This window comes from Rhodococcus sp. IEGM1428 (genome assembly GCF_050321865.1).
Classification (GTDB): domain Bacteria; phylum Actinomycetota; class Actinomycetes; order Mycobacteriales; family Mycobacteriaceae; genus Rhodococcoides.
Genome location: NZ_JBNQFW010000007.1, coordinates 139,040 through 164,332 on the forward strand (window position 1 = coordinate 139,040; position 25,293 = coordinate 164,332).

The following is a 25,293-nucleotide window of genomic DNA, read 5'->3' on the forward strand; positions in this document are numbered from 1 at the left end:
GATATCGCGATATTACGATGTGCGTGCAAGTAGACCACAGATCGGGATATTGCGATATTGGAGTACGCTTCGAGGGTGGCTGATGAACTGAACCCCGCGGAGCTTGCGGCAGTGTTCGGTGCCCTCAGCAATCCCGCGCGACTGGCGATCATGCAATGGCTCAGGGATCCGAGCGATTTTCCGCCGCAGCTCGAACCGGCCGAACAGGTGGGGGTGTGCCTCAAGCACATTCAATCCAGAGCGGGTGTCTCGCAATCGACGGCCTCGCAATACATGGCGGTACTGCAACGCGCCCACCTGGTGACGAGCACAAAAATCGGGCCGTGGGTGCACTACAAACGCAACGCCGAATACCTCGACCGACTGGCCGAGACAATCAAGACCGATCTGTGAAGGCATCCATGGCCTGATCGACCGCGCTGCCGTTCGGGTGCACAGTCAGGGCTCGGGATCGCACTGTGTCCTTGTCGGTTTCGCGAGCGATGGCCGAGAGGTCGATGCGTTGGAGAAGCTTCTTCGTTACCGGTCGTTTGCTGTCCCAGAATGCCAGAGCCGCAATGAGATCAGTCGCTTCCGGTCCGGTCAACAGCGCGTGGGCGACTGCACATGATGCGGGATCCTCGAAAGGAAGCAAGTACGTGGCATCGTCGAACACCGCTGGTTTGCCGTCGTAGGGGCCGACCATCCTGAACTGCGGAATCTTGTGGAACCCGGAGATCGCAATCTTGTAGGGAGCGAACGTGTACGGGCCGACACCGAAGATGCAGAAGCGAGCCCTCTTGCGGTAGATCGACGACTTCCGCCCGTCGAGCGCAGCGGCGTTGTCGGTCAGGTACTTCCACAGCTTCGGTGCAGTCGGCGCAAGTAGCTCGGTGTCGTCACCGGTATGCGACTGCGGAACAATCATCCAGCGCGACACCACGTCCAGCTTGTCGCGGTAGACATCGGTGCACTTGAACAGTGGGAACAGGTAGTCGGGTTCGATGTCGACGCCGATTCCCAGTTTGTTTCGCGGACCGTTGTTTTCGATAAGCTCCATGACGCCGGCGGCGTCATGCTTGATGCCCTGCCGCCAGGTGAGTGGGCTGGCGCCGTCGAACTGCATGCTGCGCTGGTACGCATCGACGTTCGCGACGAGTTGACCGTCGACGACCCCGATTCTGTTGTCCGGCTGTGACGCATCGATGCTCGCAAATGTCGGTGCGGTGTAGTCAGTGTTGCCCGGCCCGAGCTCCACGGTGAACCAGCATGCATCGACCCCCGCGTCGAACCACTTCTTCGCATCGATCATTCGTAGACTCGAACCGGTCACCGGAAGCTGCTGCTGCGCGCTGTGCAGCAGAACATTGCGCGCGACCTGGGTCTTGCAGATCATCGCGATGGTCACCGGTCTGTCGCTGAACTCGGTGAGGAGTTTGATCCAGATGTATTCTGCGATATCGAAATTCGAGCTGCCGGTGATCGCGTCGATTCCGCGGGCGTTCTTGGTGTTCGCGCGGGTAGGACGATTGGCAGAATCGAGCACCGACAGTTGCGAGTTGGTCACCCACGGTGGGTTCCCGATGACGAGAGTCGGGCCTGGCTCCGATGTCCAGTCGACATCACGCGCTAGGTCGAAGTCGAAGATAGACGCAGTGATAATCCTGCCGAATTGTGATGCGGACGAGGCATACTCGGGCTGCACCTCGATCCCGACGCGCTCTGCTTCGGGGTGACTCCGGGCCATCACCGACAGGAAGTTCCCGACACCGCAGGTGGGTTCGAGAACACGGGTCCATTCGCGACGGGGCAGAGTGTTGACCAACGCGCGTGCCAACTCGATCGGGGTCTGGAAGTCCCCGAACTCGTTGTTGGGCATCGGTGCCTCCGGCTGCGGTGCGGTTGGGTGCCTTCTGTGGCACAGGAGCATAGCCTGCGGAGCGACCCAGAGGCTCAGCACCACACCACTGCCGGAGGCATTAAAGTGAACCGGGATGAAGCTCTCTCGCGCTGCCTTACTGCTGTCCAGTCTCGTCTTCATCGGTAGCCTCGTGTGGGTCGCCGTTACTGCAGGTGACGTGTTACCTGCGCACTTCACCGGCTCCGGACAGGTCGACCGCGTGGAGTCCAAGTCATCGTTTCTGCTCACCACGGGTGGCATCGGACTGGTACTGATCGGGTTCTTTGCAAGTGTCGGCTGGTGGCTACCGAGACTTCCGGCCCAGCTCGTGAACTTGCCGAGTCGGCGAATGCACGACTACTGGACTGCGCCCGAGAACAGGCCCACGCTCAATCGCAAGATGGCAGAGGATCTCGACTGGATGGGCGCGGCATCCGCCCTGTTGCTCGCGTGGATCGTCGGGGTGTCCGGTAGTACGGTGGGCGACTCGGTCAGCGTCTGGGTTCTCGTGGTGCCGACGGCGCTCTACTTGCTGGCCATTCTGGGATACGTGGTGTTCATGATCAGGGGCGGTCGATATTCCATTCCGAAGGACTGACTCAGGGGAGTGGTTGCAACATGGCCAGTTTTGAGCCTGACTGCACCAGATAACTCCCGTCGGCGCCGCTGACGAGAATCTCGAAGCTCATCGATTCGTCGTCAGGAAACATCATCGACGTCGACGCAGTCCACTCGGTCGCACCGGTAGTGATGTCGACCGCAGCAAGATCGGTTCCGGCTGAGGTCAACACCAGATCGCCATCGTGGCCGAGAACGTTGCCGTTCAGCTCGGCCTGCCACAGATGCTCGCCGTCTCGCAGATCGAGCGCTGTGGTGCCGCTGGATGACTGCAGCAACCCGACATGGCCGATGACGTACGTCAAAGTGGCGTACGTGCGGGGCTCGTTGAGTTCATCTCCAGGAGAGTCGTACGACAAGGCGTCGTCGCGCCACAGTTGCTCACCTGTGGTGCGATCGAAGGCCGCATCGCCGAGAACGATCGGGATCGACGTGTCGGTGGGCTCGTCGACCGAAGGCTGTTGCACGACAGGACTGTCCGAACGTGCGAGGACCGTGCCGTCCAGCCGGAGGGCGACGGACCCTTTCGGCTCGGAACCCGTACCCTCACAGTCTTGTAGCGAGGCAATGGCCAGGTCGCCCATGGTGCGTCCCACTGCTCCGAGGCAATCCTCGAGGCTGTCCGTCTTCCACAGTTGCCGGCCGGTCGAGGCGTCGAACGTGGAGAAATCGCCTCCGACATCGAACGTTCCGATCTGTCCATTTACCTCGAGCGCGGTGGCGTAGTCGTCCTCCCAACCGGCCCACGCATGCAATGGAGCCGTCCAGTCGGCGCTCGGATTTTCCAGCGTTCCACGGTGCAGGAGCACGTCGTCGTCCTCGAGGTTGCCCGATGTCGTGTAGATGCGGTCGTTCGCCACGGTGACGGCGAAAAGATCGAGATCGGTGGGATAGTTCCGCGATTCGCCGGTGGCCGGATCGAAGGTCACGTAGCCGGGAGTCGTACCCCAGGTGGGTTGGTGGCAGACGAGCAGCCCGTCGAGCGGCTGATCCGCACACGCTGCCAGGTCGGGGGCCGGGGTCTTCCACAGGACTGTGCCGTCGGTAGTGTCGATTCCGACCATGACTGCCTCGTCGTTACCGGATTCCGACGACACGACGGCCAGTGTGAGAGCTGTACGGCCGATCACGATCGAGCCGAGACCCCAGGAATACATGGAACCGGTACGAGGAGAGGCGAAGGTAGCGCCCTCCAACCCCATGTCCGCCGCGTCGACGGCCCACGCCAGCCCGGGTGAGTCGTCCGAGGAGTCGGTGATCTTCTTGATGGTCGTCGATCGGTCCTGTGTCACAACGGCTACCGCAGCACCGACCGACAGCGTCGCGACGATCGCTGCAACGACCAATTTGGTGGTCTCGTTCCATCGCGTCATCGAAGGTCCAATCCTGCTGTGTTCGCCAGGTTTTCGAGCAGTGCCGGATCCTGCACCGGTTCAGTCGTCGACACCGTGATCTCGAGCCCCGACGGCGTGACGACGGAAGCCGAGGACCCGGGTCCGTACTCGTCCGTCCTCGACACCGCAGGCGAGTTTCCCTCCGCGACATCAGGTTCAGTGACACTGCGAGTGACGCTTATCGTGAGGCGGCCGGCGATACTGTCAACGGTTTGGCACAGTCCCGATCGGAAGTCGGGGGTATGCAGTGCACCGAGCGGGGGCGTGGGTGCCAAAGCTGCCACGTCGGCTCGGCGTAACGCGTCGTTGAGTGTCCGAATCTCATCGCGAGAGAACGAAGCCGTCGGTGAGTCGTCCCAACCGGCGCTGCACTCGGTGACATTGCCTGGCGTGCCTGGAGGTACCGGAGCCGAGATTCGCAGGTTCGGATCTGTGGCAACGCGAACGAGGTCGTCGAGTGCGAGGGTGAACGCGTTCTCGTCGTCTCCTCCGGCCAGGTAGACGGATACAGTCGAGCGGTCCAAGTGGTATGCCGTGGCCATCCGCGTGTAGGTGCGGGCACCGTTGGTTTCGCTCCACGTGTCGTCGGTGTCGACCACCGTTCCGTCCGGCATTGTCCTACGTTCGTCGAGTTGGCCTGCGACGCATGCCGGCGGCTCCTCTGAATCACGCGGTCCCACACCGATGCTGAGGTACTCGGGGTTTTCGCCCCTGGACAGCTGCACCGACGCGTTCGCCGAGTCGAGGACGAAGTCCTGACCCTCCGATGTGGGAATCGGCCCGAAGTACAGGGAGTTCGACGCAGAGATGTTCGAGGGAAGTGCGGCCATCAGCGCCTCGGACATGAGATGGGCTTTGGGGCCGCTGTACCAGGGCGCGGATGGGTTGTCGTAGGACTCCTCGCCGGTGCTGATCAAGCTGGAAAACGAGGGTTCGGTGGGAGCCTCGACGGTGTCGCATCCGGGGATGCTCGCCGACGGATCGACCTCCGGAGTGACGTAGACGTACTCCTGTTGCGTCGGCTCGGGCGTCGGCGTCTCCGAAGTCTTTGGTAGTGAGGTTAATTCGGGATCCTCGGCGGGCGCGGTCAATCCCGCTGCGATCACACCCAATGCCACTACCGACACGATGACGAGGGTGTTGAGCAGCGCGGAATGGCTGCGTTCTGTGGACTGCGTGTCCTCGTCCATGACCCTCGCTCCCTTCGGCACAAGTGCGACGAACGTCGCGCAGTATTCATACCATTCGTTTTGCTAAACGAGGACTTGGCGTCTCTGCTCCATACCAAACCTTAGGGCAATAAGGATTGGTATATTTTGTCGATGGCAGATGATCAGGACGCGAGCCGATGGCCTGCGGTCGAATTCGAGCGTCGACCATGGCAGGCGTCCGATACCTACACCTCGCGCGCCCAGCGTCGGCTGCATCAGGGTGACTATCGCGCGTGCGTGCCGGCGCGTATCGCGGATGCGGATTTGGCGTTGCCCGCGCAGCTGCTTGCGGAATCGGAGGACGCTCTCCGTGAAATCGTCCGCTTCGACCAGTACGCCTCGGTGCAACTCGGTTCATCGGTCGAGCTTGCACCGATGAGTTCGATTCTGCTGCGAACGGAAAGCTCAGCGTCCTCGCAGATCGAGAATCTGACCGTGGGAGCCATGGCGCTCGCACTCGCCGAATTGGGTTCGCCCACAACGCGGAATGCATCATTCGTGTCGGGAAACGTCCGCGCGATGGAAGCTGCTCTCGAGGTGGGTACGTCCATCGACGCATCGAGTGTTCTGGCCATGCACCATGCGCTGATGGAGCCGAGTGGCAACCCTCAGCCCGGCCGATGGCGCACACAACAGGTGTGGATCGGCGGATCGGACGTCGGCCCGCACCGCGCGGCATTCGTACCGCCGCATCACGATCGGTTGCCGGACGCGCTGGACGATCTCTTCGAGTTCGCGGCTCGCTCGGACCTCCCGGTCATCCCTCACGCAGCAGTCACACACGCGCAATTCGAGACGCTCCACCCGTTCACAGACGGAAACGGTCGCACCGGCCGCGCGATCATCCACGGAATGCTCCGGAGGGCCGAGGTGACCGAGCGAGTGACGGTTCCGCTGTCGGCCGGACTACTGACCGATACCGCCAGCTATTTCGAGAGCCTCGACGCCTATCGGAGGGGAGATGTGGAGGCAATCGTTCGTAGTCTCACCGCGGCGACCTTCCACGCCGTCACCGGTGGGCGACGGTTGGTCGACGATCTGGCCGCCGCTCGGGCCGAATACATCGAGCGCATCGTTGCTCGCAGCGACTCGGTCGTCTGGAAGCTCGTTGACGCGCTGGTGGCGCAGCCGGTTGTCGACAACGCCTATGTACGAACCACATTGGAGTCAGTGAGATTGCGGCTCAGCGAGCAATCGACAAGCTGGCCGAGGCGGACATACTTCACCAGATATCGAAGGGGCGACGAAACAGGGTCTGGCAGGCGGATGTAATTCTCGCTGCGCTGGACCGCTTCGCCGACGGCGGGTTCGGTGAGATCGGGCGCGGCGACCTCGACGAACTGTGAACCTCACTGAACCTCGACGCGCCTGGACTTTATTTTCTTCACCACGAACCACACGATCAACGCCACAACGACGCCGATGACGATGTACTGGAACACCGAGGCGTAGTTCTCCACGTAGTGCCAGTTCTCGCCGAGGAAGTAACCGGCGAGAACGAAGATCGAGTTCCAGATCAGGCTGCCCAGAGTCGTGTACAACGTGAACTGCAGGATCGGCATCCGTGAGACTCCGGCGGGAATGGAAATGCCCGAGCGGACCACCGGGATCATGCGGCCGAAGAACACCGCCGACCGACCGTGACGGGTGAACCAGTCCTCCGCTTTGGTCAGATCCTCGGTTCCGACGAACGGCATCTTCTCGACGATGGCGTACATCCGGTCGCGACCGAGCTTGATGCCGAGCCAGTACAGAACCAACGCACCGACTACCGAGCCGGCCGTCGTCCAGAACAATGCACCGAACAGAGTCATGCCGCCCTGCGATGCGGTGAAGCCCGCCAGCGGCAGGATGATCTCGCTGGGTAGCGGCGGGAAGAAGTTCTCGGCGGCCACCGCGATTCCGGCGCCGGGGCCACCGATGGCCTCCATCAGACCCACTGCCCATCCGGCGATCCCTCCGAGGTCGCTGTCGGCTGCGGCGAGGGGGGAGAGGTCACTCATGACAACGACTGTACGAAACGGACGGACCAGAAATCTGCTCACCAGGCGAAATGCCTGGAAATTGAGACATATGGAACACTCGATGATGTGAACCGAGTCTCCCGAGTAGTCCCTGCTGTTGCCGTCGCCACACTGCTGCTGAGTGCCTGCGGGTCCTCGGATTCGCCAGAACCGGCACCGAGTACTACGGGCAATTCCACCGCGTCGGCGTCGACGTCGCAGAGTTCGAGCACTGCGACGATCTACAACCTGCCCGGTAGCGGCGTGTTCCCTGAAGGCATCACCGCGGCGGACGACACGTTCTACGTGACGTCCACCTCCGATGGCGCGGTGTTCCGCGGAACCGTGGGATCCCCGGATGTCTCTGTGTTCTTGCCCGGCGGCGCGGACGGACGCACCGGCGCTGCCGGGATCGATGTCACCGATGACGACGATCGGCCCGACTACTTGATGATCGCCGGTGGAGCGACAGGCAAGGTGTGGGTGTACGACGCCAACTCCGGTGATCTGGTGGCAACGTTCACCAACGGTCTCGGCACCGACGCGACGTTCCTCAACGACGTTGCGATTGCCGACAACGGCGATGCTTTTGTGACGGACTCACGCAGCCCGGCGCTGTACCGCATTCCCTTCGATCAGATCGTGGCTGGGACGCAGGACGCTCCGTTGGAAACGTTCGTGAGTTTCGACGGCACTCCGTTTGCATACGGAGAGGGCTTCAATGCGAACGGCATCGTCGAGAACGACAATGAATCGGCGTTGATCGTCGTGCAGTCGAGTACCGGCAACCTGTATCGAATCGACAAGACTTCCAAGGAGGTCACACAGGTCGATCTCGGCGGAGCAACGCTCATGAACGGCGACGGGATGGAGATGGACGACGACACGCTGTACGTCGTCCGTAATCGCGACGGTCTGATCGCGAAGGTCGACCTCGATGACGACGGCAGAACCGGCTCTGTCACCGGCGAAATCACCGACGCATCGTTCGCCTATCCCACAACCGTTGCCGCAGTGGATGATCGGCTGCTCGTGGTGAACAGTCAGTTCGACAAGCGTGGGGGAGAACCCGTCGAGCCGTTCACTGTCAGCTCTGTTCCGGAGTAGAGCGGCGTCGCCGCACGTGCACGGAAACTCGTCGCCGAGGCCGAGTTTCCGCGCACCACGATCGATCAGCCAGATTCGCTGTACACGCGGTGAAACTGTGCGACGGTGGGCCACGTGAAACCCAGAGCACGCATGGCTCCCGAAAAAATCGGCTCGATCATCGGAGCCGTTTTCGGATTGGTCTTCGTCTTCGTCAATTCGGATACGTTTCCGACGACCTTGACCATCGGGCTGCGTGTCGTCGCAGCGGCGGCGTTGGTCGTCGTGCTTCTCGCGGTGTGGCGAGTCCAGCCGGCCCCCGCTCCGGAGGACGGTGCCCGCGGCGGCTTCGGCCGCGGGTACTGGGTTGTGGTCGCCGTCGAGGTGGTTGCAATCTTCGGCGGTCTCGCGATCATCAACGGTCCACTCGATGCACCGCAGGCCGCGGTTGCGTGGATTTCGACGGTGGTCGGCGTGCACTTCGTCGCCCTCGCTCTGGTGTGGAAGCTACGTTTCTTCACCGGCCTCGGCGTGGCGTTGACCGCGCTCGGCGTACTCGCCCTGATTCTCGCCGCTGCGGGTGCCGCCGACAGCTCTATCGACGCGATCGGTGCAATTTTGCCCGGCTTCCTGTTGCTCGGCTTCGCCCTGTGGGGGAGCAGTCGAGCGTTGGTCGGCAGCACTCACCGGTAGCGGATACGACACGAATGAGCGGCTTCGCCGCACGTGCGCGGAAACTCGTCGCAGAGACCGAGTTTCCGCGCACCACGATCAACCGGCAACGATGGCGTCGATCTGGCCGAGGGCGAGCCCCATGCCTTCTTCCATGCCCATCTCGACGAGTTGTTCGAGTTGCTCGAGGGAGTCGAAACGGGAGCGAATGGTCATTCGTGTCCGACCGTCGACGTCTTCGAGGGTCGCGACGGCGTGGGTGACGGGCATCGTCGACGACGGATTGCCCGAGTCGTCGGCGAATCCGTCATCGAACGAGAGCGTCGTCGGCGCGGAGATATCGGTGAAAAGCCACCAGCCGGCGGCCTTCTCGCCGTCCGGCCCGGTCATGTAGTACGACGCCCTGCCGCCCGGAACGAAGTCGTGGCTATCGAATGTCGCGGGCCACGTCGGTGGTCCCCACCATTTCTCGAGCTGGCGTGGGTCCTCCCAAATCTGCCAGACCCGTTCGACTTTCGCGTCGAACTCGGCGACCACGGTCATGGTCAAGTTCTCCGCATCCTTGTGTGAGCTGATGAACGGCATGATTCAGCCTTTCTCGTCCGTGGACAGAAGGTCGTCGATCCGGTCGACCCGGTGTCGCCAGATCTCCTCGTAGGTATCGAGCAGTGCACGAGCTTTCGCGATTGTGTCCAACCGAACTCGCACTATCTGCTCCCTGCCACGCTTGTGTTTGGTGATCACCGCAGCGCGTTCGAGAACCGCGACGTGTTTTTGTACTGCGGCAAAACTCATGGCGTAGTGAGATGCCAAGTCCGACACCGACTGTTCGCCCACGGTGACCTTCGCGACGATGTCACGACGTGTCGTGTCTGCGAACGCCTGGAAGAGGCGATCGACCTCCGCATCACTCAACTGATCTACAACCATGTGGTTGTACGTTATTCGTGCCTCGGTCCTTCGTCAAGGGGGCACATCGATTTGTCGGGCAACATGGAGTGTGGACGGCGACCCTCGTCGGCCGAGAGGAGTGCCAAGGTGCGGATTCGACCGGCCATGATCGGCGCGCTGTCGATCGTGTTGGGGGCGCTGGTGGTGCTGGTTCTCGATCTCCACACCGCGTGGCAGACGCCATCGCATCTGCGTCGCACGATCAGTGAATACGGACTCGGCGCGCAGCAGTGGGTGTTCTCGATCGGGGTCGTCCTGCTCGCCTTCGGCTCGGCGCTCACTCTCGCGTCCGCGCTTCGGCATCGACTCACTCGGCCCGCGTCGGCCGCATCGATCTGCCTGACGCTGTGGACAGTAGGGCTCGTGGCCGTCGTCGCTGTGCCGAAACAGGATTGGTCGAACAACGCCTCACTGAGCCTCGGCGGGTCGATCCACCGGCTCGGTGCCGCTGTGGCGTTCGTGAGTATCCCGATCGCAGTCTTCGCGTTCTCTCGGCCCTGGATTCGCGACGGCGTATGGGCAGCCCGCGCCCGAATCACACTGGGACTGAGCATGCTGTCGGTCGTGACGCTGCTGCCCATCGTGTACGCACTCGCGGTCGGTGCCACAGGCTCGCGACCCTGGTATCGCGTGGTCACCCTCGGATACGTGGAGCGAGTGCTCGTCGTCGCAGAAGTGATCGCGTTGATCTCGCTGGCCTTGTGGGTATGGGCAGCCGAACGTAGGAGTGCTGCTTCCGCCGAGTCGCAGGAGATCAGAGCCTCGCAGCCCGTCTAGGGAACCGATCGGGCCGGCGTTGCGTCCAACCATCGAGTGACATCGGTGGCGAGAGGGCGAAAACGTATGCGGTCAACGGGTAGGCATCTGCTTGCGGCAGCCTGCGCTTCGGCGCTGGTGCTGACGGGATGCGCTGGCTCGACGCAGGGGAGTCCTGTCGCGAGTGGAGACTCGTCGACGGAATCGACGACCGTGGCGTCGGGACCTAGAGAGCCATTCGATCCGTGCACTATCCCCAAATCTGCGGTGACAGCAAGTGGGCTGGACGTGAGCACGGAGAGGCCGGACTTCGCGGGCATTACGACGTATCCCGGATGGAAGAACTGCACGTGGGACGCATCCGGGACCAAGCCCTGGTACTACCTGTCCGTCATGTCGTCCATCAACTCGATCGACGAATACTTGCGCAGCCCGCAGAACGAGCGGCAACTTCCTATCAAGGTCGGTGCGCGTGACGCAGTGCGCTACAACGCTGACTACCAAGGAAATCCGCCCACGGGATGCGACATCGTCTTAGCAGTGGGGGGAAATTTGATCATCTTCGCCTTGGACAGAATCGGATTGGAAGACGTTTTGGGGGACCCTTGCGCCGAGGTCCAAAGACACGCCACCGAGCTCCAAAGCTTCCTGCCGGACTGAACAGAGGACTCAATGGTCGACGAATCCGAACGACTCGAGAAGAACTTGACCCACTGGAGGTCGCTACGACAGCAAGCATCGGACGGCGCACTTCACGTCGAAGCGGACGTGGCCCGCGAGTGCGACAACGTATGCGCCATTTACCTCGACGATTTGTACAGAATGCTCGAAATGGCGCTCAGACTATCCAAGCCCGAAGCATTCGGTGAGCTGCCCTCAGCTCAGATGCTCGGGGCGAAGTTTCACCGTTTGGCGGTTGGGGAGGAGGGCTCAGCTCGGTTCGCGATTACGCGGCAGATCGAGATCATCAAGACGATGCGGGAGTTCTTTCAACATTATTTCGCGAGTGTCGAGGCTGCGGATGCCGATACCGCGGCTGCAGTCGAAGCGCTGTCGCCACCGCGATAGACGAAAAATCCCGACGACCCAGTTGCGCGGTCGTCGGGATCGATCGTTCGAAACGTACTGCTAGCGGGCCAGTTCCACTTCTGCTTCCTCGTCGACGAAGGGATCGCCGTTTCGCGGAGCGTTGTAACGCTCGAGGTCGAGGATTCCTTCGCGCTTGGCCACGATGGTCGGCACCAGCGCCTGGCCGGTCACGTTGACCGCGGTGCGGCCCATGTCGACGATCGGCTCCACCGCGAGCAGCAGGCCGACACCGGCGAGAGGCAACCCGAGTGTCGACAGCGTGAGGGTGAGCATCACCGTCGCGCCTGTCGTTCCTGCTGTTGCAGCAGAACCGATCACGGATACCACGATGATCAGCAGGTAGTCGGTGATGGTGAGGTCGATGCCGTAGAACTGAGCCACGAAGAGGGCTGCGATTGCGGGATAGATTGCCGCGCAACCGTCCATCTTCGTCGTCGCCCCGAGTGGCACCGCGAACGATGCGTACTCACGCGGCACGCCGAGGTTGCGTTCGGTCACACGCTCGGTGAGCGGCAGAGTTCCGATCGACGAGCGCGACACGAAGCCCAGCTGCGTGGCCGGCCACACTCCCGAATAGAAGTTGCGGACCGAAAGGCCATGGGCGCGAACGATCAACGGGTACACGACGAAGAACACCACAGCCAGTCCGATGTAGATCGACACGGTGAACACGCCCAGCGAACCGATCGCGTCCCAGCCATAGGTTGCTACAGCGTTGCCGATGAGGGCGGCGGTGCCGATCGGTGCCAGGCGAATGATCCACCACAGCACCTTCTGCACGATCGCCAGCAACGAGGCGTTGAACGCGAGGAAGGGCTCGGCCTTCTTGCCGACCTTGAGTGCCGCGATGCCGATAGCAGCGGCTATCACCAGCAACTGCAAGATGTTGAAGCTCAACGATGTGGTTGCGGTACCGCTCTCGGGGACAGTGGTCTTGGCACCGAGTGCCAGGAAGTTGCTCGGCACCAAACCGGTGAGGAACGACCACCACGACCCGACACTCGACGGATCTCCCGCCGAGTCGGCTCCCGCGCTGGTTCGCGATCCGGGCTGGGCGACCAGTCCGATGACGATCCCGATGATGACGGCGATGAACGCCGTGATGGCGAACCACCACAGCGTCTGAATGGCGAGGCGGGCGGCGTTCGTGACTTCACGGAGGTTGGCGATGGAGCTGACGATTGCCGTGAAGACCAGCGGAATGACCGCGACGGTGAGCAGCTTGACGTAGCTCGAACCGATGGTCGAGAGGGTCCCGACCAACCAGTTCTCGTTGCCGTCGGCCGCGTCGGGCATGGATCGGGCGATCAGCCCGAATACGACACCGAGCACGAGACCGGCAACGATTTGTGGACCGAACGCGGTTGCCCAGGTAGGGACACGGCGCGTACGGGTAGCGCTGGGCGCAGACATGGTTATGCCTTTCGAAAACGAAGAAGTGTCGACAAAGGTGTGCGACAGAATGCTCATCGGGCCGACATGCCCGACGGAGAGGTTGAGGTCTAGAGGACCGTCAACAGGTAGCGCTGGCTTGCAGACGCAAGTCGACGTAGCGTCGAGAGGTCAGCAGCGGATTCACTGGTAAGACGGTACTCGTCGGATATCCGGGGCAGCGGGGCAGGGTTCTTCTGAGGGTTCACTGTGGAATCGATGTGGGTGCGCCGCGGTGTCGATAATGCGCCGTTTTCATCGGCTACGTTGGGTTCTCTGCCGCCGACGAAACGAGATCATGAGTACGAAAGCAAAACCCCGAGGACTGGTTAGGCGACTCCTACAGGCGGTGTCTGCCCTCGTTGCAGCACTGGTGGCAGTCGTTCTGGCATCGGCCGGTTGGGTTGCGTATGCGACGGCGGGCAAGGTCTACGACGTCGACGATGCACCGGATGCGCCGGTGGCGATCGTTCTCGGCGCGCAGGTGCGCGACGGTAAGCCGATGCGATTTCTCGCCGGCCGCCTCGACGCCGCAATCGCGCTGATGCAAGCCGGAAAGATCAAAGCGATCCTGGTCTCCGGCGATGCAGACGGCAACTCGGGCAACGAAATTCAGGCCATGACCGACTACCTGGTCGAGCGCGGCATCGACCCCGCCGTGATCATCGGCGACGATCACGGCATCGACACCTACGACACGTGCGCTCGTGCGAAAGAGACGTTTGGCGTCGAACGTGGACTCATCATCAGTCAGCCCCTTCACGTCTCGCGTGCCGTGGCGCTCTGCGAGGACATGGATCTGGAGGTAGACGGTGTGACTGCCGATTGCATCGACTGCAACACGCTGGCTGTGGTGCGGAACTACGCGCGAGAGCTGTTGGCGCGCCCCAAAGCAGTTCTCGATCTGTGGTCCGGACGCGATCCCGTCGTCGTGTCCCCGCCCGTCGATTCGCTCGCGACCATCACCGGTAAATGAGTGTTCCGAGCGCGCTTAGGCGATCCGCTCCTCAGTTTTGAATATATGCCGCCGATCGGCGTCGGTTATCCGAAACTGGGGAGCCGATCAGAACAGTCGACGTGAAAGACGCAGGCTGAAGCGCGGCTAGAGTGAGCGAGCCCGGTTCGACGACTCAGCGGACCCGTGTTTCAGGAGAAGTGAACGCTTGAGCTGGATCCGCTTGAACGACGTTGCCAAGGGATACGACCAGAAGGTGATGCTGCGCGAGGTGTTCTTTCGTCTCGCCGACGGTGATCGCATCGGGCTGATCGGCCGCAACGGAACGGGCAAGACCACCCTGCTGCAGCTTCTTCTCGGGCGTGAGACACCCGATTCCGGAACCGTCGACGTCACCGAGGGCGCACGAATCGGGTACTTCTCGCAGTTCTCCGAACTGGACGGCGATCGCAGCATCCAAGCGGAGCTCGAATCGCTGTTCGGCGCTGTCCACGCGATCGAGACCGAATTGGCCGAGGTCGAGGCCGCATTGGGCGGTGACCTGGACGAGAAGCAGATGTACAAGCTCGTCGACCGCCAAGCCGAACTGCTCGACGCCATGGAGAACAGCGGTGGTTGGACCTACCACCAGCAGATCGACACGGTGCTGTCGATGCTCGGATTCAACGCCGAACGACGTGAGCTTCCTGTCGATCGACTGTCCGGTGGTTGGCGCAACCGCGCAGCGTTGGCCAAGATCCTCATCGAGGCCCCGGACGTCCTGCTCCTCGACGAGCCGACGAACTTCCTCGATGTTGCCGGAATCGCGTGGCTCGAACGTTGGCTACGAGATTTCCGCGGCGCGCTTCTCGTTGTCTCGCACGACCGCGCATTCCTCGAGCAGGTCGTCACCAGCATCGTCGAAATCGAGAACCATCACCTGCAGACGTACGACGGTAGCTACTCGGAATACGTTCAGCAGAAGCAGTTTCGACTCAAGAACCTCGAACGTGAGTTCAGCAACGAACAGCAGCTGCTTGCCTACGAGCAAGAAGCGATCAGTGATCGCAAGGAAGCAGTGAAGAACCCCAGCGGGGTGCTCAAACGTCGACTGGCGAATATCAAGAAGAGCAAGAGTCCACGGCCGGTCGACACGGTGGTCACCGCCATCTACGGCGGTCTGCATGTGCACGACAACCTGGCGGAGATCAACGGGATCGCCAAAAGCTATGGGGAGCAACGACTCTTCGAGAACATCTCCTTCACCGTGCACCGCGGTGACCGCATCGCCATCACCGGACCCAATGGATGTGGAAAGACCACTCTCGTCGACATTCTCGTCGGTGCCGAGCAACCGGACAGCGGCAAGATCAAATGGAAGACCAAAGCGCCGTCGTTCATCTACTACAACCAGGTGCTGGCCGATCTCGATCTCGACGACACGGTGTCGCATTCGGTGAACGCGATGCCGGGCAGTCTCGCTCTGACGGCGACGAAGAAGGAAGTCCACCGCTTTCTCACGTTGTTGCAGTTCTCCGAGATGGATCTCAAGTCGAAGATCGGCGTGCTGTCCGGAGGGCAGAAGGCACGAGTTGCATTGGCGCAGTGCCTGTTGTTCGGCGCAGGCGTCATCGTGCTCGACGAGCCCACCAACCACCTCGACCTGCAGAGCACCCAGGTGCTCGAACGCGCACTGATGGCGTTTCCCGGCGCGGTGATCCTGGTGAGCCACGACAGGTTCTTCGTCGAGAAGGTGGCATTTCGGCAGTTGTCGTTCGACGGCAAGGGCGGCGTCACCGAAATCGCCGGTGTGCAGATGGCGTGACCTTGTTGGCTACCCGTTGATCTTCGACGCGGACGTGCCCCACTCGGCGTCGCGCAGCTCCTTCTTCCTGATCTTGCCGGTCGATGTCTTCGGCAGCTCGACGATGAATTCGACGTTGCGCGGGGCCTTGTACGACGCGATGGCCGATTTCACGTGCGCCACGAGCTCGGCTTCCGAGGCGTCCGCGCCGGGCACCAGCACCACGAATGCCTTCGGCCGCTCTCCCCACTTCTCGTCGGGCACCCCGATGACCGCAACATCGGCGACGGCAGGATGGCTCGCCAGCGCCTGCTCCACCTCGATGGTCGAGATGTTCTCGCCGCCGGAAATGACGACGTCCTTGGCGCGATCGAGTAGCTGAACGTAGCCGTCGGGGTGCATCACCCCGAGGTCACCGGAATGGAACCAGCCGCCCGCGAAAGCCTGTGTCGTTCCGGTGGTGTCGTTGTAATACCCCTTCATGACGTTGTTGCCGCGCATGACGATCTCGCCCATTTCGCCGCCGTCGGGTTCGACGTCGATCAACACTCCACCGGGACCGGGCTTGTCGCGCACCACGCGCAGACGGTCTGCAGTGAGCATGCCGACTCCCTGTCTGGCCAAACGACGAGCCTGTTCGTCGGCGTCCAGTTCGAGCCATTCCTGCTTTGCCTCGCACACCGAATAGGGACCGTAGGTTTCGGTGAGGCCGTAGACGTGTACGAGCGTTGCTCCCAATGCTCGAATCTTGGCGATGATCGTCGGGCTCGGAGGAGCTCCCGCTGTGACGATGGTCAGCGGTCGATCGAGTGAATGTGCCTCTGCAGCAGTGGCGAGAGTGGTCAACACGGTCGGCGCACCGGCAAGGTGATCGACGCCGTTGTCGATGGCCGACCAGATGGCGTCGCCGCGCACTCCGCGAAGGCATACGTGGGTGCCGGACGCGGCTGTGACCGCCCACGTGGTGCACCACCCGTTGCAGTGGAACATCGGCAGCGTCCACAGATAGCGGGTGTCGACACCGAATCCCTGGTGGTGCAGTTCGCCCAGGGAATTGAGGTAAGCACCGCGGTGGGTGTACATCACGCCCTTGGGTCGACCGGTGGTGCCCGAGGTGTAGTTGATCGTGATGGTCGACGTCTCGTCGTCGACCTCCCACTCCATCGGTTCGTCCGTGCCCCGTTCGAGGAATGCGTCGTATCGAGTGGTGTGCGGCAGCTTCTCGTACGTGCCGTCCACCGAGGGAGTCTCGACGATCTCGGTGACCGAATCTGCGATGGGATCTGTTCCAAGGCCGGCCAGCAGCGCCGAATCACCCACCAACAGAACCGAACCGGAGTGATCGCAGATGTAGCGAACCTCGTCCGGTGAGAGCCTGGTGTTGATCGCGACCAGAACGGCACCGGCCAGCGGCACCGCGTAGTGTGCGAACAGTAGCTCCGCCGAGTTCGACGCAATAAAGGCCACCCGATCGCCGTGGCCGACCCCCGACGCGCGCAGTGCATGCGCGAGCCGGGTGACGGCGGCGGCGAATTGTTCGTAGGTGAAGGACCGCAGACCATCCTCCACGGCGGTCTTGTGGGGATGAACCTCCGCAGCGCGTTCGAGGTAGCGAAGTGGCGTCAGCGGAGTATCCAGACCGGTCATGTCAGCCAATGTAGCCCGCACTACGAGGCCAGATCGGATTTGTCGATACGTTCGCGCCCACCGGTCAGGTCGGCGCGTTCGGCGGCGGCCCGGCCGGCAAGCCACCCCTGAGTATTGTCGCTGCTGAACTTGATCGTTTTCGTCGACGGGTACCGGGCAGTGTAGACACGGTCCACGGCATCGGATCGCTCCGCCATGATCGGCACCAGAGCCGATCCGTGTTGTTGGGTCGCCGCTGCAGTCGCTCGCGTGCGTGCGTCTTGCAATCGTTCGCCGACTCGGTGGGCGTAGGCGATCAAGAATGCGTGACGGAAGCTGCGAGTCCGCGAGGTCGTCGACTGGCCGGACTCGTCGAGTGCGCGTGCCGATTGGACCAGTAACGAGGTGTACAGCAGCTCGCACAGATCGAGATCGACGGGCAGACCGATCACGGTGGCCAACAGATACTTCTTCTTCCATACTGTTCTGGCACCGTTGGCTTTGCACACACTGTGCAGCAGAAGTAGTTTGGCCTTCGAGTACGGATTGCTCACCATGATGCGACGACTGATGACATCGTCGATCAAGGTGCGAGAGTTCCCTGCATCGAGAAGTGCGCTGTCGATCGCATATCGCGTCATCAGGTCCTGGGCCTTGGCCGAAAATGCCTCGGCTTCAGCGGGGAATTGCGTCGACTCGGCCTTCGCCAGTAGCCCTCGTATCCTTCCGAGCATCTTCGAGTCCACGGACTGCCGCGGACCGGCAGGTGTGGTGCGTGCTGTCCATCGAGTGGGAGGGGGTAGGAGTGTCTCGAGGGGCAACAACCATGTTGCGCAGCCGAGTACGAGTAAGAGGGTGTACCACGACTGCGCCGACGACCGCCGGTTGTACGAACGCCATCGACGAAGACGGTCCGCAGAGGTGCCACCTGCAGATTCGGCGTTCAGCTCGGACAACTGATTCCGCCAGGATTCCGGAGCAACGCTGTCGGCGGAACTTCGCGCTGCGTGAGCACCGATAGCCTCGACAATGACCACGGCGCCGTCGCCTCCAGCGCTCTGACGGGTGACGTGTACCAGTTCGGCGGGCTGCCAACCGTTCTCGAAGGCAACGTCGAGAGCGTCGTCGAGTATTTTCGCCGCGCGATCGTGCACCGAATACGTTCGGCTGATGTCTTCCGCAGTCGACAGGCGTTCCGCGATCAGTTGGGTCATGTCCTTCGCGGAGGCCCCCAACTGGGCGAAACCGATTCCGCTGTCGAGCAATTCGTTCGGGTCAGCACTGTCCCGAGCAGTGGTTGCGCGCGAGTACTTGAAAAAACTGTCCAGATCGATACGACTCATCGTCGTCCCCTCCACGTCCCCCGGTGTGGTTCCCGAACTTTTCGGTGAATCGCAGAGTAGGGGAGGGGTCCGACAAGTTATTCGAACATGTCAGCGAGGTGCGAGCATCTGCAGCAGTTCTTCGACCGACGGCAGGCCGGGAATCGCGGGAAGGTTCGGAACAGGAGCGGGGGCGGGCGGTGCCGTCAACTCGACGCCGCCGAGCGCTGCCAGCACGTCGTCGGTCTGGGTGCGGCGCGGGCCGTACGTGTTCGACGCTACGACGAACTCGTCACCGATCGACGCCGACGCCACCACGCTCGAGCCGTCGTCGGCCCATCCCCACTTGCTACCGGTCACGCCGGGCAAGGTTTTCGTGCCCCAGTCCTGGACGGTTCCGTCCGCTGCCACCGGGACGGCGGAATTCATCCAGGCCAGGACGGGGCTGGCGGGATCGGTGCGCTTCTTCGCCGCCAGGAATCGCACGGTGTCGGCAGTGCTGGTGTACGAACTTCCCCAGAAACCGCCTCGCGAGGTGGAGGTGAGCCCGAACTCCGCCGCAGTCGCATCGATGGCCTGGGGATATTTGTTGTCGAGGACGGAGGCGGCACCGTCGTCGCTGACCTGGACCACTCGAGCGGCCAGGACGCGATCACGCGCAGAACCGTCTCCGAAGCGAACGACGTAGTCGGCCATGTAGAGCTTGACCGTCGACAGTCCGGGACGTGCGGAATTATCCTCCGCGCTGCCCACATATGTGCCCGTCGGCACGTGTTCGTACGAGATCGAGGTGCGGGATGGCACATCGGCGAAGTCAGCCGGTGTTGGCAAGGCCTGCGCAGGTGCAGCGCAGGTCAGCGCCAACGCGATGCCGACAATTGGGACAGCAGTCCTGGTGAAGATGCGTCGCAGGGCCGGCATCTCGTGCTCCTCGAGGTGTTGGCCCGCCGTGAATCGGTGACCGATGACTGTGGCTACCCCGATAGTAGACGCTTCAACCTCACGCCGCTTTCCCCAGTTCTGCGGCCTTCGTCACCTGCATGAATGTGGCTTTCTTGCAGTTGGAGTGACTGGCAGGCGCATTCATCCAGTCAGCGGGCGTGATACCGCCGGACACAAGAGGGGCGGGCAGTCAGGACCGGCGCAGTGTCGACAGCATCTCTCTCGAGCGTCGAAGTGGCCCCCGACTCGACTCGGCGGGCCAGGTGCTGGGCAACTCGATCGGGTCGGTCAGGCGACCGGCATTGAAGTCGTCGACCAGATGTCCGACGGTTTCCTGGGCGCAGGATTTGTTGGTGCCGATGAATCCCGAGGGGCCGCGCTTGATCCACCCGGTGACATAGCTGCCGACCGAAGTCGGCCCACCGGATTCCTGCAATACACGGCCGCCGGTGTTGGGAATGATGCCTCGGCGATCGTCGAAGGGAACCCCGGGCAGCGCAACTCCGCGGTAGCCGATGGATGTGAGGACGAGTCCGGCATCGAGGGTGTCGACTTCACCGGTAGCAGTGCTGCGCACCACGTCGTCACCGTCGGCCGTCAGACCCATCCGCTCGAACTCGATGCCCGTCACTCGATCGGTGCCCAGGATGCGGGTGGGGGAGAGCAGGTATCGCAGTGTGATGCGCTTACGGCCGTCGCCGTGCTCGGTGGATTCGTCGACGTGGCGAAGAAGTTGTAGCTTCTGCGCCACAGCGTGAGGTAGGTCATCGGAAGCGGCGAGGCGGACCGTCACGGGGTCGAGTGCGAGTTCACTGCGGTCGATGGCCAGATCGATCTCGGGAACAGTGAGCAATCCGGCGAACTCGGGAACGGTGAATGCAGACTGGGCGACGCCTCGGCGGCCGACGACGACCACCTCACGAATAGAGCTGTGGCGCAGGGCGTCCAGGGCGTGGGGTGCGATGTCGGTCTGGGCAAGCGCGTCCGGATTCATGGTCAGGATGCGGGCGACGTCCAATGCCACGTTGCCGTTGCCGATGATGACGGCGCGCTCGTGCGAGAGATCGAACGTGCGGTGTTCGTGATCGGGGTGGCCGTTGTACCAGGCGACGAAGTCGGTTGCCGAGCTGCGGCCCGGCAACTCGGCACCGGGAATGCGCAGTTCCCGGTCCGACGACGCCCCGACGGCGTAGATCACGGCGTGGTGGGTGTCCATCAACTCGTCGTGGGTGATGTCTTTGCCGACCTCGACACCGAGGTGGAAGGTGAACCCCTCCTGCGCAGAGATGGTCTCGAACAGGCGCGATACCTGACGCGTCTTCTGATGGTCGGGTGCGACGCCGAGGCGAGCGAGGCCGTGAGGTTGCGGGAGTCTGTCGTAGACATCGACTTTGACACCGGGTTGCGTGAGCAGCTCGTCCGCCGCGTACATCGCCGACGGTCCGGATCCGACGATCGCGACTCGAAGGGGTTGCCGATCACGCGAGACCGATGCCGCCGGCGTGACCGGTGCCAAGATCGGCCGAGGCGGGCGCTCCTGCTTGTAGAAGTCCGCATTGATCGTCAGGAACGGCAATTGAGCCTCGGTCAGTTTTGCTTGCGGCACAATGGCGTCGACCGGGCAGGCCGAGACACATGCGCCGCAGTCCACACACGATTGCGGATCGATGTGCAGCATCTCTGCCGTCAGGAAGTCAGGCTCGTCGGGGGTGGGATGAATGCAGTTGACGGGGCACGCGTAGACGCATGACGCGTCGCTGCAACATGATTGGGTGACGACGTGGGGCATGAGGGGTTCCTGACGACAGTGGCAAGAGGCGAGAGGGCTATGCGGCGAACTGGCTCGAGCTGCGATCGGGTTCGCTGCGGAAACGTGAGGCCTTGCCGTCGATTCCGCACATCTTCCACATCAGGCGAGCCGCACGATTCATCATGCCGGTGTCGGTGGCCAGCATGCGGACATCGCCGAAGTAGTCCTGCAGCGCGTGCTGGGATTCCGGGGTACCCCAGAACAGGTCCTTCTTCACCTGCTTCGGGATGTCGAATTTCGTCCAGAACTTCTTCGGAGGAATGACGATGACGTCGCACAGGATGCGCATCGTGATCGGGAAGGCGAGTGAGAGCAAGAACCGTCCGACTTTGGACATCTTGGGGACTCGGCGACGTAGCAGTTGGTGCGCGAACGAGATGTGTCGCGCTTCCTCGGCAACGTGGATGGCCATGACGCTCTGCATGATCGGGTGGATGTCGTCACCGGATCGCAGTACCGACTTCTGAATATGGTCGATCGGTTCCTCGCCCGCCAGGACTCCGACGAAGAACAATTCGGGGAGCAATGTGGCGAACAACGGGATGAACGGCGACAGCATCTTCATGGGCCGGCTCATGCCGGGCGCATCGGAACCGACGCGGTTGACCATCTCCTGGAACATCAGGGTGTGGTTGCACTCTTCGATCGATTCGTGGGTGCAGTAGCGCGCCTCGGCGGAGCCGTTGGGCAGTGAAAAGACGTACTGCATCATGCCGCGGATCAGGATGTTCTCGAATTGCAGACCGACCTTCGCGACATTGGCCTGACGCCACATGCCGATCTCGATCTGCCTGTCGAGTGGAAGCGCCTGATACCAGGCGTGGCCGCCGATCGGATCGGTTTTGGCCGGCAGGACCCATCGAGGATCGTTCGCGGGTACTGCGAACTTCTCGGACTCCCAGTCGATGTCCACGTAGGGGTCGAAGTGCTTGTGCACCGAGCCCTCGGACAGCAATGTGAGCGTCTCCACGTATTGCTGCTCGTCCGCAGTGTCGGCGTCGACCGAAACGGACGTGTTGCTTGTCGTCAGTGTCATGGCTTCTCCAAACGAAGTGCGAACATAGGGTTAATGTAACCCGAGTTAACACAAAAGGGAAGCCTGTTAGGGAGACTCGATCAGCGGTCGTCTACTGGTCCTCCGAACGCTCCTCGGACACCTCGGCCACTTCGTCGGTCTCGAACAGTTGCAGCTGGATCGCGGAAGGATCGACCACCGGCGTGACCTGCTCGGGAGTGCTGCGCAGCACTTCACGGAGGGCGGAGACGGCACGGCCCCAGTTGGCCGACTCACGATCGGCCTCGTCGACGTCGCAGTGCTCGTCGCCCAGATCCGCGGCAACCGCCATCCCGCGCCACGACGCTTCTTGTTCGGCGCTGATCCGCAGATACGACACGACGACATCGCGATCGGACGAGCAGCACTCGAGAACCGCATGCAGGTCGAGCGGTTCCTCTTCGGACGCGGCGAGCAGATCGACCAATTCGAGCAAACCGTCGGGAAAGTCGTCCGCGTCGACCGTGGGCGGCGTCGGCTCCCCGAGCACGCCTCCGAAATCCTCGGCGAACTTGTCGTCGACCTGCTCCCACACGTGACTGAGCATGCGTACCGCCCACAACAGGTGATCGGCGACGAAGGGCGACCCGCTCACTCGTACCTGAGCGACGATGCAGTCCTGAACCAGGTGCAGCATCACATCCGGCAGTTGCAGGTTCAGGTCGACCAACAATTCCGCCGCGCGAGTGCGGCCGGACACAGCATGGACGAGCGTCGAATTGATCTCGACCACCGGTTCGGTGGGTTTGACCGATACGTACGCGGTGCCGCCCGCGAACCGCAGCGGAATGTCGCCGTCGGGGTCGTGATCCGGTGGGAAGCCGAACCACGGCTCGAGAGCGCGATCGACGAGCTGCTGCAGATGCTCTTTCCCCTTGGGCTGAACGCACAGCGGAACCACGGAGGTGTCGGGCTCCGTGATGGCGATGTCGAAACTCGGTACGTCGTAGCGCCCGGTGGCGCGTGAGCTCAGGAACGACGGGTGTGGCAGGCCCCAGATGTCACGGAACACCGCGACGGTCTTCTTCGCTAGATCATCGGACCACGAGCGATTGCGATCCACGTGCGGTGCCGTCGGCTCGTCATCGTGCGAAGTGCGAAATCCCAATGCACTCAACGCGTCTTGCTGATCGACGGTGATGGCTCGGCTGCTGTGCAGGTGTTCGTTCGCCGGTATCTCGCAGCGGACCATATCGAGATCCCAGGCGTAGAACTGCACGCAGGCGGCGGTGTCGGGGACGCCGTCGGTGGTGTCGTATCGCGATTCGATCACCAACGCATCGCCGTCGCGCATGGCGCTGACGTAGTCGCCGAGCGTCCGCTGGAACTGCATCCAAGCGGCATCGACGTCGAAGTCGAACTCGAGTGAATCGCTCATGTCGGCTCCTTACCCTGATCGCGCTGACGTAACGCGGACTCGATCACGCTAGCGGCGACCACCGACACGATCTCGGCGCTCGCGGGGGCGATCACGACGATGCCGAATCCTCGGGCGATCGTGTCAGGGGGTCATCGAGAGAATCGTCGTCGAGCGCACCGAAGGGCTGTGCCTCGGCCACGCCGTCCAACACCGCCGGACGTAGAGCGTGCGGAACGGCCAGTACTTCCTCGATCCTGACGAGAATGCCCTGTTCGATCAGCGATCGAACACGGTGATCGATCAACTGGGCCGTACGCAGATCCTCGCCTTCCAGATCGGCGTAGTCCTCGCCCTCGTTGTTGACGGGTAGCTCTTCGGTCATGGCGGCGAGCAACGTCTGCACCGCAAAGGTATTGGCCAGTGACCGCGACACGTCGGGGTCGTCGGCATCTCCCGACAGCTGCACCCGGACATGCTCGGCAACCAGTTCGTGCACGGTCTCCGCGCCGCGGCCGGCCAGTGAATGGGCATTGTCGCCCGGCCTCGCAGTGTCACCGTCGATGCGAATCAATTCGGTCGCGATGGCCGTCGACCAGTAATCGACCGTGGCGACGCCCACGCCCGCTTCGGTGGGATCGAAAGGAGCCGCACCGACTGCGCGCTGCAGATGAACATCGTCGGACACTGCCAGCCCATCGGCGACCCGAGCGACGATGTCGTCCAATGCCGGCAACAGTGGCAGCGCCGAGATGGCCGCCAGTTCCTGTGCGAGAGACACATCGGGAAGGTCGATGTCGTCGGCGTCGAGCATGTCGGGCTCGTCGCCTTCGAGGAAGTCCGAGAGATCTTCCATGCAGTGCGCGTAGTCCTCGGGCGTGCCGTCCCAGAGATCGGTTTCGTCGAGGAAGGTCAGGTACTGCAGGGACGTGAGCACAAGATTGACTGCGGTGTCCTCGGCCGTGTCGGACTCCTCCTGGAGGATGCGTTCCGCTGCGTCCACCAGCAGGTGCGCATCGGCCGGCAGCCAGGCGCTGGGGGAGAAGCCGTGACGGGCTCCGGAAAGCTGGGTCAGCGTCGACGAGACGAGCCGTGAGATCGCCTCCGACTTTTCCGACATCTCGCTCTGGTCCAGCCACTCCACGAACCCGTCGATCAGATCGGCGATCCGTTCGCTGTCGACACCGGACGGAGCCGGTCGGGACTGCTGATGACGCCGTTGCCGGGCCTTGGTCTTTTCTGCACGTTTCTGTCCGCGGTTGGCAGGCCGCTTCGATCCCATGAGTGGCAGCTTATCTGCTGGGATGTCCGGTTTCGCCGGTCCATGCCCTCAGTCGAGCAGGAAGGGCCCGAT

The 25,293-nt window shown here is 62.4% G+C and carries 24 protein-coding genes; 10 read left to right on the forward strand and 14 right to left on the reverse strand.

The window, feature by feature from the left end; translation table 11 throughout:
- Positions 1-150 precede the first annotated feature (150 nt).
- The gene (locus tag ACQR3T_RS25475) at positions 151-393 is read left to right on the forward strand and encodes an ArsR/SmtB family transcription factor (RefSeq protein WP_371827989.1); all 243 of its coding nucleotides are present in this window, start codon (positions 151-153) and stop codon (positions 391-393) included.
- Here ACQR3T_RS25475 and ACQR3T_RS25480 read toward each other — a convergent pair.
- A complete protein-coding gene (locus ACQR3T_RS25480; RefSeq protein ID WP_428695349.1) occupies positions 377-1,858 on the reverse strand; it encodes an SAM-dependent methyltransferase in 1,482 nt (493 codons plus the stop codon). The two genes, ACQR3T_RS25475 and ACQR3T_RS25480, sit on opposite strands and share 17 nt — an antisense overlap.
- 115 nt (positions 1,859-1,973) lie before the next feature.
- On the opposite strand from ACQR3T_RS25480, the gene ACQR3T_RS25485 reads away from it, so the two are divergent.
- Positions 1,974-2,477, forward strand: a complete 504-nt coding sequence (locus tag ACQR3T_RS25485; protein ID WP_428695350.1) for a hypothetical protein — start codon at positions 1,974-1,976, stop codon at positions 2,475-2,477.
- A 1-nt stretch (position 2,478) separates the two neighbouring features.
- Here ACQR3T_RS25485 and ACQR3T_RS25490 read toward each other — a convergent pair whose 3' ends face one another.
- Positions 2,479-3,870 (reverse strand): PQQ-binding-like beta-propeller repeat protein, encoded by a 1,392-nt coding sequence (locus ACQR3T_RS25490; RefSeq protein ID WP_428695351.1) that lies wholly within the window; start codon positions 3,868-3,870, stop codon positions 2,479-2,481.
- Positions 3,867-5,081: a hypothetical protein gene (locus ACQR3T_RS25495; RefSeq protein WP_428695352.1), complete on the reverse strand. Its 1,215-nt coding sequence runs from the start codon at positions 5,079-5,081 to the stop codon at positions 3,867-3,869. Before ACQR3T_RS25495 ends, ACQR3T_RS25490 begins: the two co-directional genes overlap by 4 nt.
- 132 nt (positions 5,082-5,213) lie before the next feature.
- Between ACQR3T_RS25495 and ACQR3T_RS25500 the strand changes: the two genes are divergently transcribed.
- Positions 5,214-6,374, forward strand: a complete 1,161-nt coding sequence (locus tag ACQR3T_RS25500; protein ID WP_428695353.1) for a Fic family protein — start codon at positions 5,214-5,216, stop codon at positions 6,372-6,374.
- Positions 6,375-6,451: 77 nt separating this feature from the next.
- Here ACQR3T_RS25500 and ACQR3T_RS25505 read toward each other — a convergent pair whose 3' ends face one another.
- Positions 6,452-7,105 (reverse strand): DedA family protein, encoded by a 654-nt coding sequence (locus ACQR3T_RS25505; RefSeq protein WP_428695354.1) that lies wholly within the window; start codon positions 7,103-7,105, stop codon positions 6,452-6,454.
- A gap of 87 nt (positions 7,106-7,192) precedes the next feature.
- Between ACQR3T_RS25505 and ACQR3T_RS25510 the strand changes: the two genes are divergently transcribed.
- Together ACQR3T_RS25510 and ACQR3T_RS25515 are read left to right on the forward strand one after the other, a co-directional pair.
- The gene (locus ACQR3T_RS25510; RefSeq protein WP_428695355.1) at positions 7,193-8,212 is read left to right on the forward strand and encodes an SMP-30/gluconolactonase/LRE family protein; all 1,020 of its coding nucleotides are present in this window, start codon (positions 7,193-7,195) and stop codon (positions 8,210-8,212) included.
- Positions 8,213-8,326: 114 nt separating this feature from the next.
- On the forward strand, positions 8,327-8,884 hold the full coding sequence (locus ACQR3T_RS25515; protein WP_428695356.1) for a hypothetical protein: 558 nt from the start codon (positions 8,327-8,329) through the stop codon (positions 8,882-8,884).
- A gap of 78 nt (positions 8,885-8,962) precedes the next feature.
- On the opposite strand, the gene ACQR3T_RS25520 is transcribed toward ACQR3T_RS25515, so the two are convergent.
- Together ACQR3T_RS25520 and ACQR3T_RS25525 are read right to left on the reverse strand one after the other, a co-directional pair.
- The gene (locus tag ACQR3T_RS25520) at positions 8,963-9,448 is read right to left on the reverse strand and encodes an SRPBCC family protein (RefSeq protein ID WP_428695357.1); all 486 of its coding nucleotides are present in this window, start codon (positions 9,446-9,448) and stop codon (positions 8,963-8,965) included.
- A 3-nt stretch (positions 9,449-9,451) separates the two neighbouring features.
- Positions 9,452-9,793: an ArsR/SmtB family transcription factor gene (locus tag ACQR3T_RS25525; RefSeq protein WP_428695358.1), complete on the reverse strand. Its 342-nt coding sequence runs from the start codon at positions 9,791-9,793 to the stop codon at positions 9,452-9,454.
- Positions 9,794-9,901: 108 nt separating this feature from the next.
- Here ACQR3T_RS25525 and ACQR3T_RS25530 point away from each other — a divergent pair, with 108 nt between their 5' ends.
- From ACQR3T_RS25530 to ACQR3T_RS25540, 3 genes are all read left to right on the forward strand, one after another.
- Positions 9,902-10,591: a DUF998 domain-containing protein gene (locus tag ACQR3T_RS25530; RefSeq protein ID WP_428695359.1), complete on the forward strand. Its 690-nt coding sequence runs from the start codon at positions 9,902-9,904 to the stop codon at positions 10,589-10,591.
- A gap of 66 nt (positions 10,592-10,657) precedes the next feature.
- Positions 10,658-11,230, forward strand: a complete 573-nt coding sequence (locus ACQR3T_RS25535) for a DUF3558 domain-containing protein (RefSeq protein ID WP_428695360.1) — start codon at positions 10,658-10,660, stop codon at positions 11,228-11,230.
- Positions 11,231-11,242: 12 nt separating this feature from the next.
- Positions 11,243-11,638, forward strand: coding sequence for a hypothetical protein (locus ACQR3T_RS25540; RefSeq protein WP_428695361.1), 396 nt, complete (start codon positions 11,243-11,245; stop codon positions 11,636-11,638).
- A gap of 60 nt (positions 11,639-11,698) precedes the next feature.
- Here ACQR3T_RS25540 and ACQR3T_RS25545 read toward each other — a convergent pair whose 3' ends face one another.
- The gene (locus ACQR3T_RS25545) at positions 11,699-13,072 is read right to left on the reverse strand and encodes a dicarboxylate/amino acid:cation symporter (RefSeq protein WP_037171322.1); all 1,374 of its coding nucleotides are present in this window, start codon (positions 13,070-13,072) and stop codon (positions 11,699-11,701) included.
- A 316-nt stretch (positions 13,073-13,388) separates the two neighbouring features.
- On the opposite strand from ACQR3T_RS25545, the gene ACQR3T_RS25550 reads away from it, so the two are divergent.
- Complete coding sequence (locus ACQR3T_RS25550) at positions 13,389-14,066, forward strand: SanA/YdcF family protein (RefSeq protein WP_428695362.1); 678 nt, start codon at positions 13,389-13,391, stop codon at positions 14,064-14,066.
- 187 nt (positions 14,067-14,253) lie between these two features.
- Positions 14,254-15,849 (forward strand): ABC-F family ATP-binding cassette domain-containing protein, encoded by a 1,596-nt coding sequence (locus tag ACQR3T_RS25555; protein WP_037171326.1) that lies wholly within the window; start codon positions 14,254-14,256, stop codon positions 15,847-15,849.
- Positions 15,850-15,858: 9 nt separating this feature from the next.
- Here ACQR3T_RS25555 and ACQR3T_RS25560 read toward each other — a convergent pair whose 3' ends face one another.
- The 7 genes from ACQR3T_RS25560 to ACQR3T_RS25590 form a co-directional block, all read right to left on the reverse strand.
- On the reverse strand, positions 15,859-17,475 hold the full coding sequence (locus tag ACQR3T_RS25560) for an AMP-binding protein (protein WP_428695363.1): 1,617 nt from the start codon (positions 17,473-17,475) through the stop codon (positions 15,859-15,861).
- 20 nt (positions 17,476-17,495) lie between these two features.
- Positions 17,496-18,797 carry a DUF2786 domain-containing protein gene (locus ACQR3T_RS25565; protein WP_428695364.1) on the reverse strand — a complete coding sequence of 434 codons (1,302 nt, stop codon included), beginning with the start codon at positions 18,795-18,797 and terminating at the stop codon, positions 17,496-17,498.
- 90 nt (positions 18,798-18,887) lie between these two features.
- A complete protein-coding gene (locus tag ACQR3T_RS25570; RefSeq protein ID WP_428695365.1) occupies positions 18,888-19,697 on the reverse strand; it encodes a hypothetical protein in 810 nt (269 codons plus the stop codon).
- A gap of 211 nt (positions 19,698-19,908) precedes the next feature.
- A complete protein-coding gene (locus ACQR3T_RS25575; protein ID WP_428695366.1) occupies positions 19,909-21,507 on the reverse strand; it encodes an FAD-dependent oxidoreductase in 1,599 nt (532 codons plus the stop codon).
- Between the two features lie 37 nt (positions 21,508-21,544).
- Positions 21,545-22,564, reverse strand: coding sequence for an AurF N-oxygenase family protein (locus ACQR3T_RS25580; protein ID WP_428695367.1), 1,020 nt, complete (start codon positions 22,562-22,564; stop codon positions 21,545-21,547).
- Between the two features lie 91 nt (positions 22,565-22,655).
- Positions 22,656-23,960, reverse strand: a complete 1,305-nt coding sequence (locus ACQR3T_RS25585; protein ID WP_428695368.1) for a T3SS (YopN, CesT) and YbjN peptide-binding chaperone 1 — start codon at positions 23,958-23,960, stop codon at positions 22,656-22,658.
- A gap of 91 nt (positions 23,961-24,051) precedes the next feature.
- A complete protein-coding gene (locus ACQR3T_RS25590; RefSeq protein ID WP_428695369.1) occupies positions 24,052-25,221 on the reverse strand; it encodes a hypothetical protein in 1,170 nt (389 codons plus the stop codon).
- Positions 25,222-25,293 lie beyond the last annotated feature (72 nt).

What these genes read in the sequence shown, in the direction of transcription:
- ACQR3T_RS25575 (WP_428695366.1), bottom strand. Translation starts at nt 21,507, where the DNA reads ATGCCCCACGTCGTCACCCAATCATGTTGCAGCGACGCGTCATGCGTC.
- ACQR3T_RS25495 (WP_428695352.1), bottom strand. Translation starts at nt 5,081, where the DNA reads ATGGACGAGGACACGCAGTCCACAGAACGCAGCCATTCCGCGCTGCTC.
- ACQR3T_RS25485 (WP_428695350.1), top strand. Translation starts at nt 1,974, where the DNA reads ATGAAGCTCTCTCGCGCTGCCTTACTGCTGTCCAGTCTCGTCTTCATC.
- ACQR3T_RS25535 (WP_428695360.1), top strand. Translation starts at nt 10,658, where the DNA reads ATGCGGTCAACGGGTAGGCATCTGCTTGCGGCAGCCTGCGCTTCGGCG.
- ACQR3T_RS25590 (WP_428695369.1), bottom strand. Translation starts at nt 25,221, where the DNA reads ATGGGATCGAAGCGGCCTGCCAACCGCGGACAGAAACGTGCAGAAAAG.
- ACQR3T_RS25545 (WP_037171322.1), bottom strand. Translation starts at nt 13,072, where the DNA reads ATGTCTGCGCCCAGCGCTACCCGTACGCGCCGTGTCCCTACCTGGGCA.
- ACQR3T_RS25480 (WP_428695349.1), bottom strand. Translation starts at nt 1,858, where the DNA reads ATGCCCAACAACGAGTTCGGGGACTTCCAGACCCCGATCGAGTTGGCA.
- ACQR3T_RS25490 (WP_428695351.1), bottom strand. Translation starts at nt 3,870, where the DNA reads ATGACGCGATGGAACGAGACCACCAAATTGGTCGTTGCAGCGATCGTC.
- ACQR3T_RS25550 (WP_428695362.1), top strand. Translation starts at nt 13,389, where the DNA reads ATGAGTACGAAAGCAAAACCCCGAGGACTGGTTAGGCGACTCCTACAG.
- ACQR3T_RS25525 (WP_428695358.1), bottom strand. Translation starts at nt 9,793, where the DNA reads ATGGTTGTAGATCAGTTGAGTGATGCGGAGGTCGATCGCCTCTTCCAG.
- ACQR3T_RS25475 (WP_371827989.1), top strand. Translation starts at nt 151, where the DNA reads ATGCAATGGCTCAGGGATCCGAGCGATTTTCCGCCGCAGCTCGAACCG.
- ACQR3T_RS25500 (WP_428695353.1), top strand. Translation starts at nt 5,214, where the DNA reads ATGGCAGATGATCAGGACGCGAGCCGATGGCCTGCGGTCGAATTCGAG.
- ACQR3T_RS25570 (WP_428695365.1), bottom strand. Translation starts at nt 19,697, where the DNA reads ATGCCGGCCCTGCGACGCATCTTCACCAGGACTGCTGTCCCAATTGTC.
- ACQR3T_RS25505 (WP_428695354.1), bottom strand. Translation starts at nt 7,105, where the DNA reads ATGAGTGACCTCTCCCCCCTCGCCGCAGCCGACAGCGACCTCGGAGGG.
- ACQR3T_RS25580 (WP_428695367.1), bottom strand. Translation starts at nt 22,564, where the DNA reads ATGACACTGACGACAAGCAACACGTCCGTTTCGGTCGACGCCGACACT.
- ACQR3T_RS25560 (WP_428695363.1), bottom strand. Translation starts at nt 17,475, where the DNA reads ATGACCGGTCTGGATACTCCGCTGACGCCACTTCGCTACCTCGAACGC.
- ACQR3T_RS25585 (WP_428695368.1), bottom strand. Translation starts at nt 23,960, where the DNA reads ATGAGCGATTCACTCGAGTTCGACTTCGACGTCGATGCCGCTTGGATG.
- ACQR3T_RS25520 (WP_428695357.1), bottom strand. Translation starts at nt 9,448, where the DNA reads ATGCCGTTCATCAGCTCACACAAGGATGCGGAGAACTTGACCATGACC.
- ACQR3T_RS25540 (WP_428695361.1), top strand. Translation starts at nt 11,243, where the DNA reads ATGGTCGACGAATCCGAACGACTCGAGAAGAACTTGACCCACTGGAGG.
- ACQR3T_RS25565 (WP_428695364.1), bottom strand. Translation starts at nt 18,797, where the DNA reads ATGAGTCGTATCGATCTGGACAGTTTTTTCAAGTACTCGCGCGCAACC.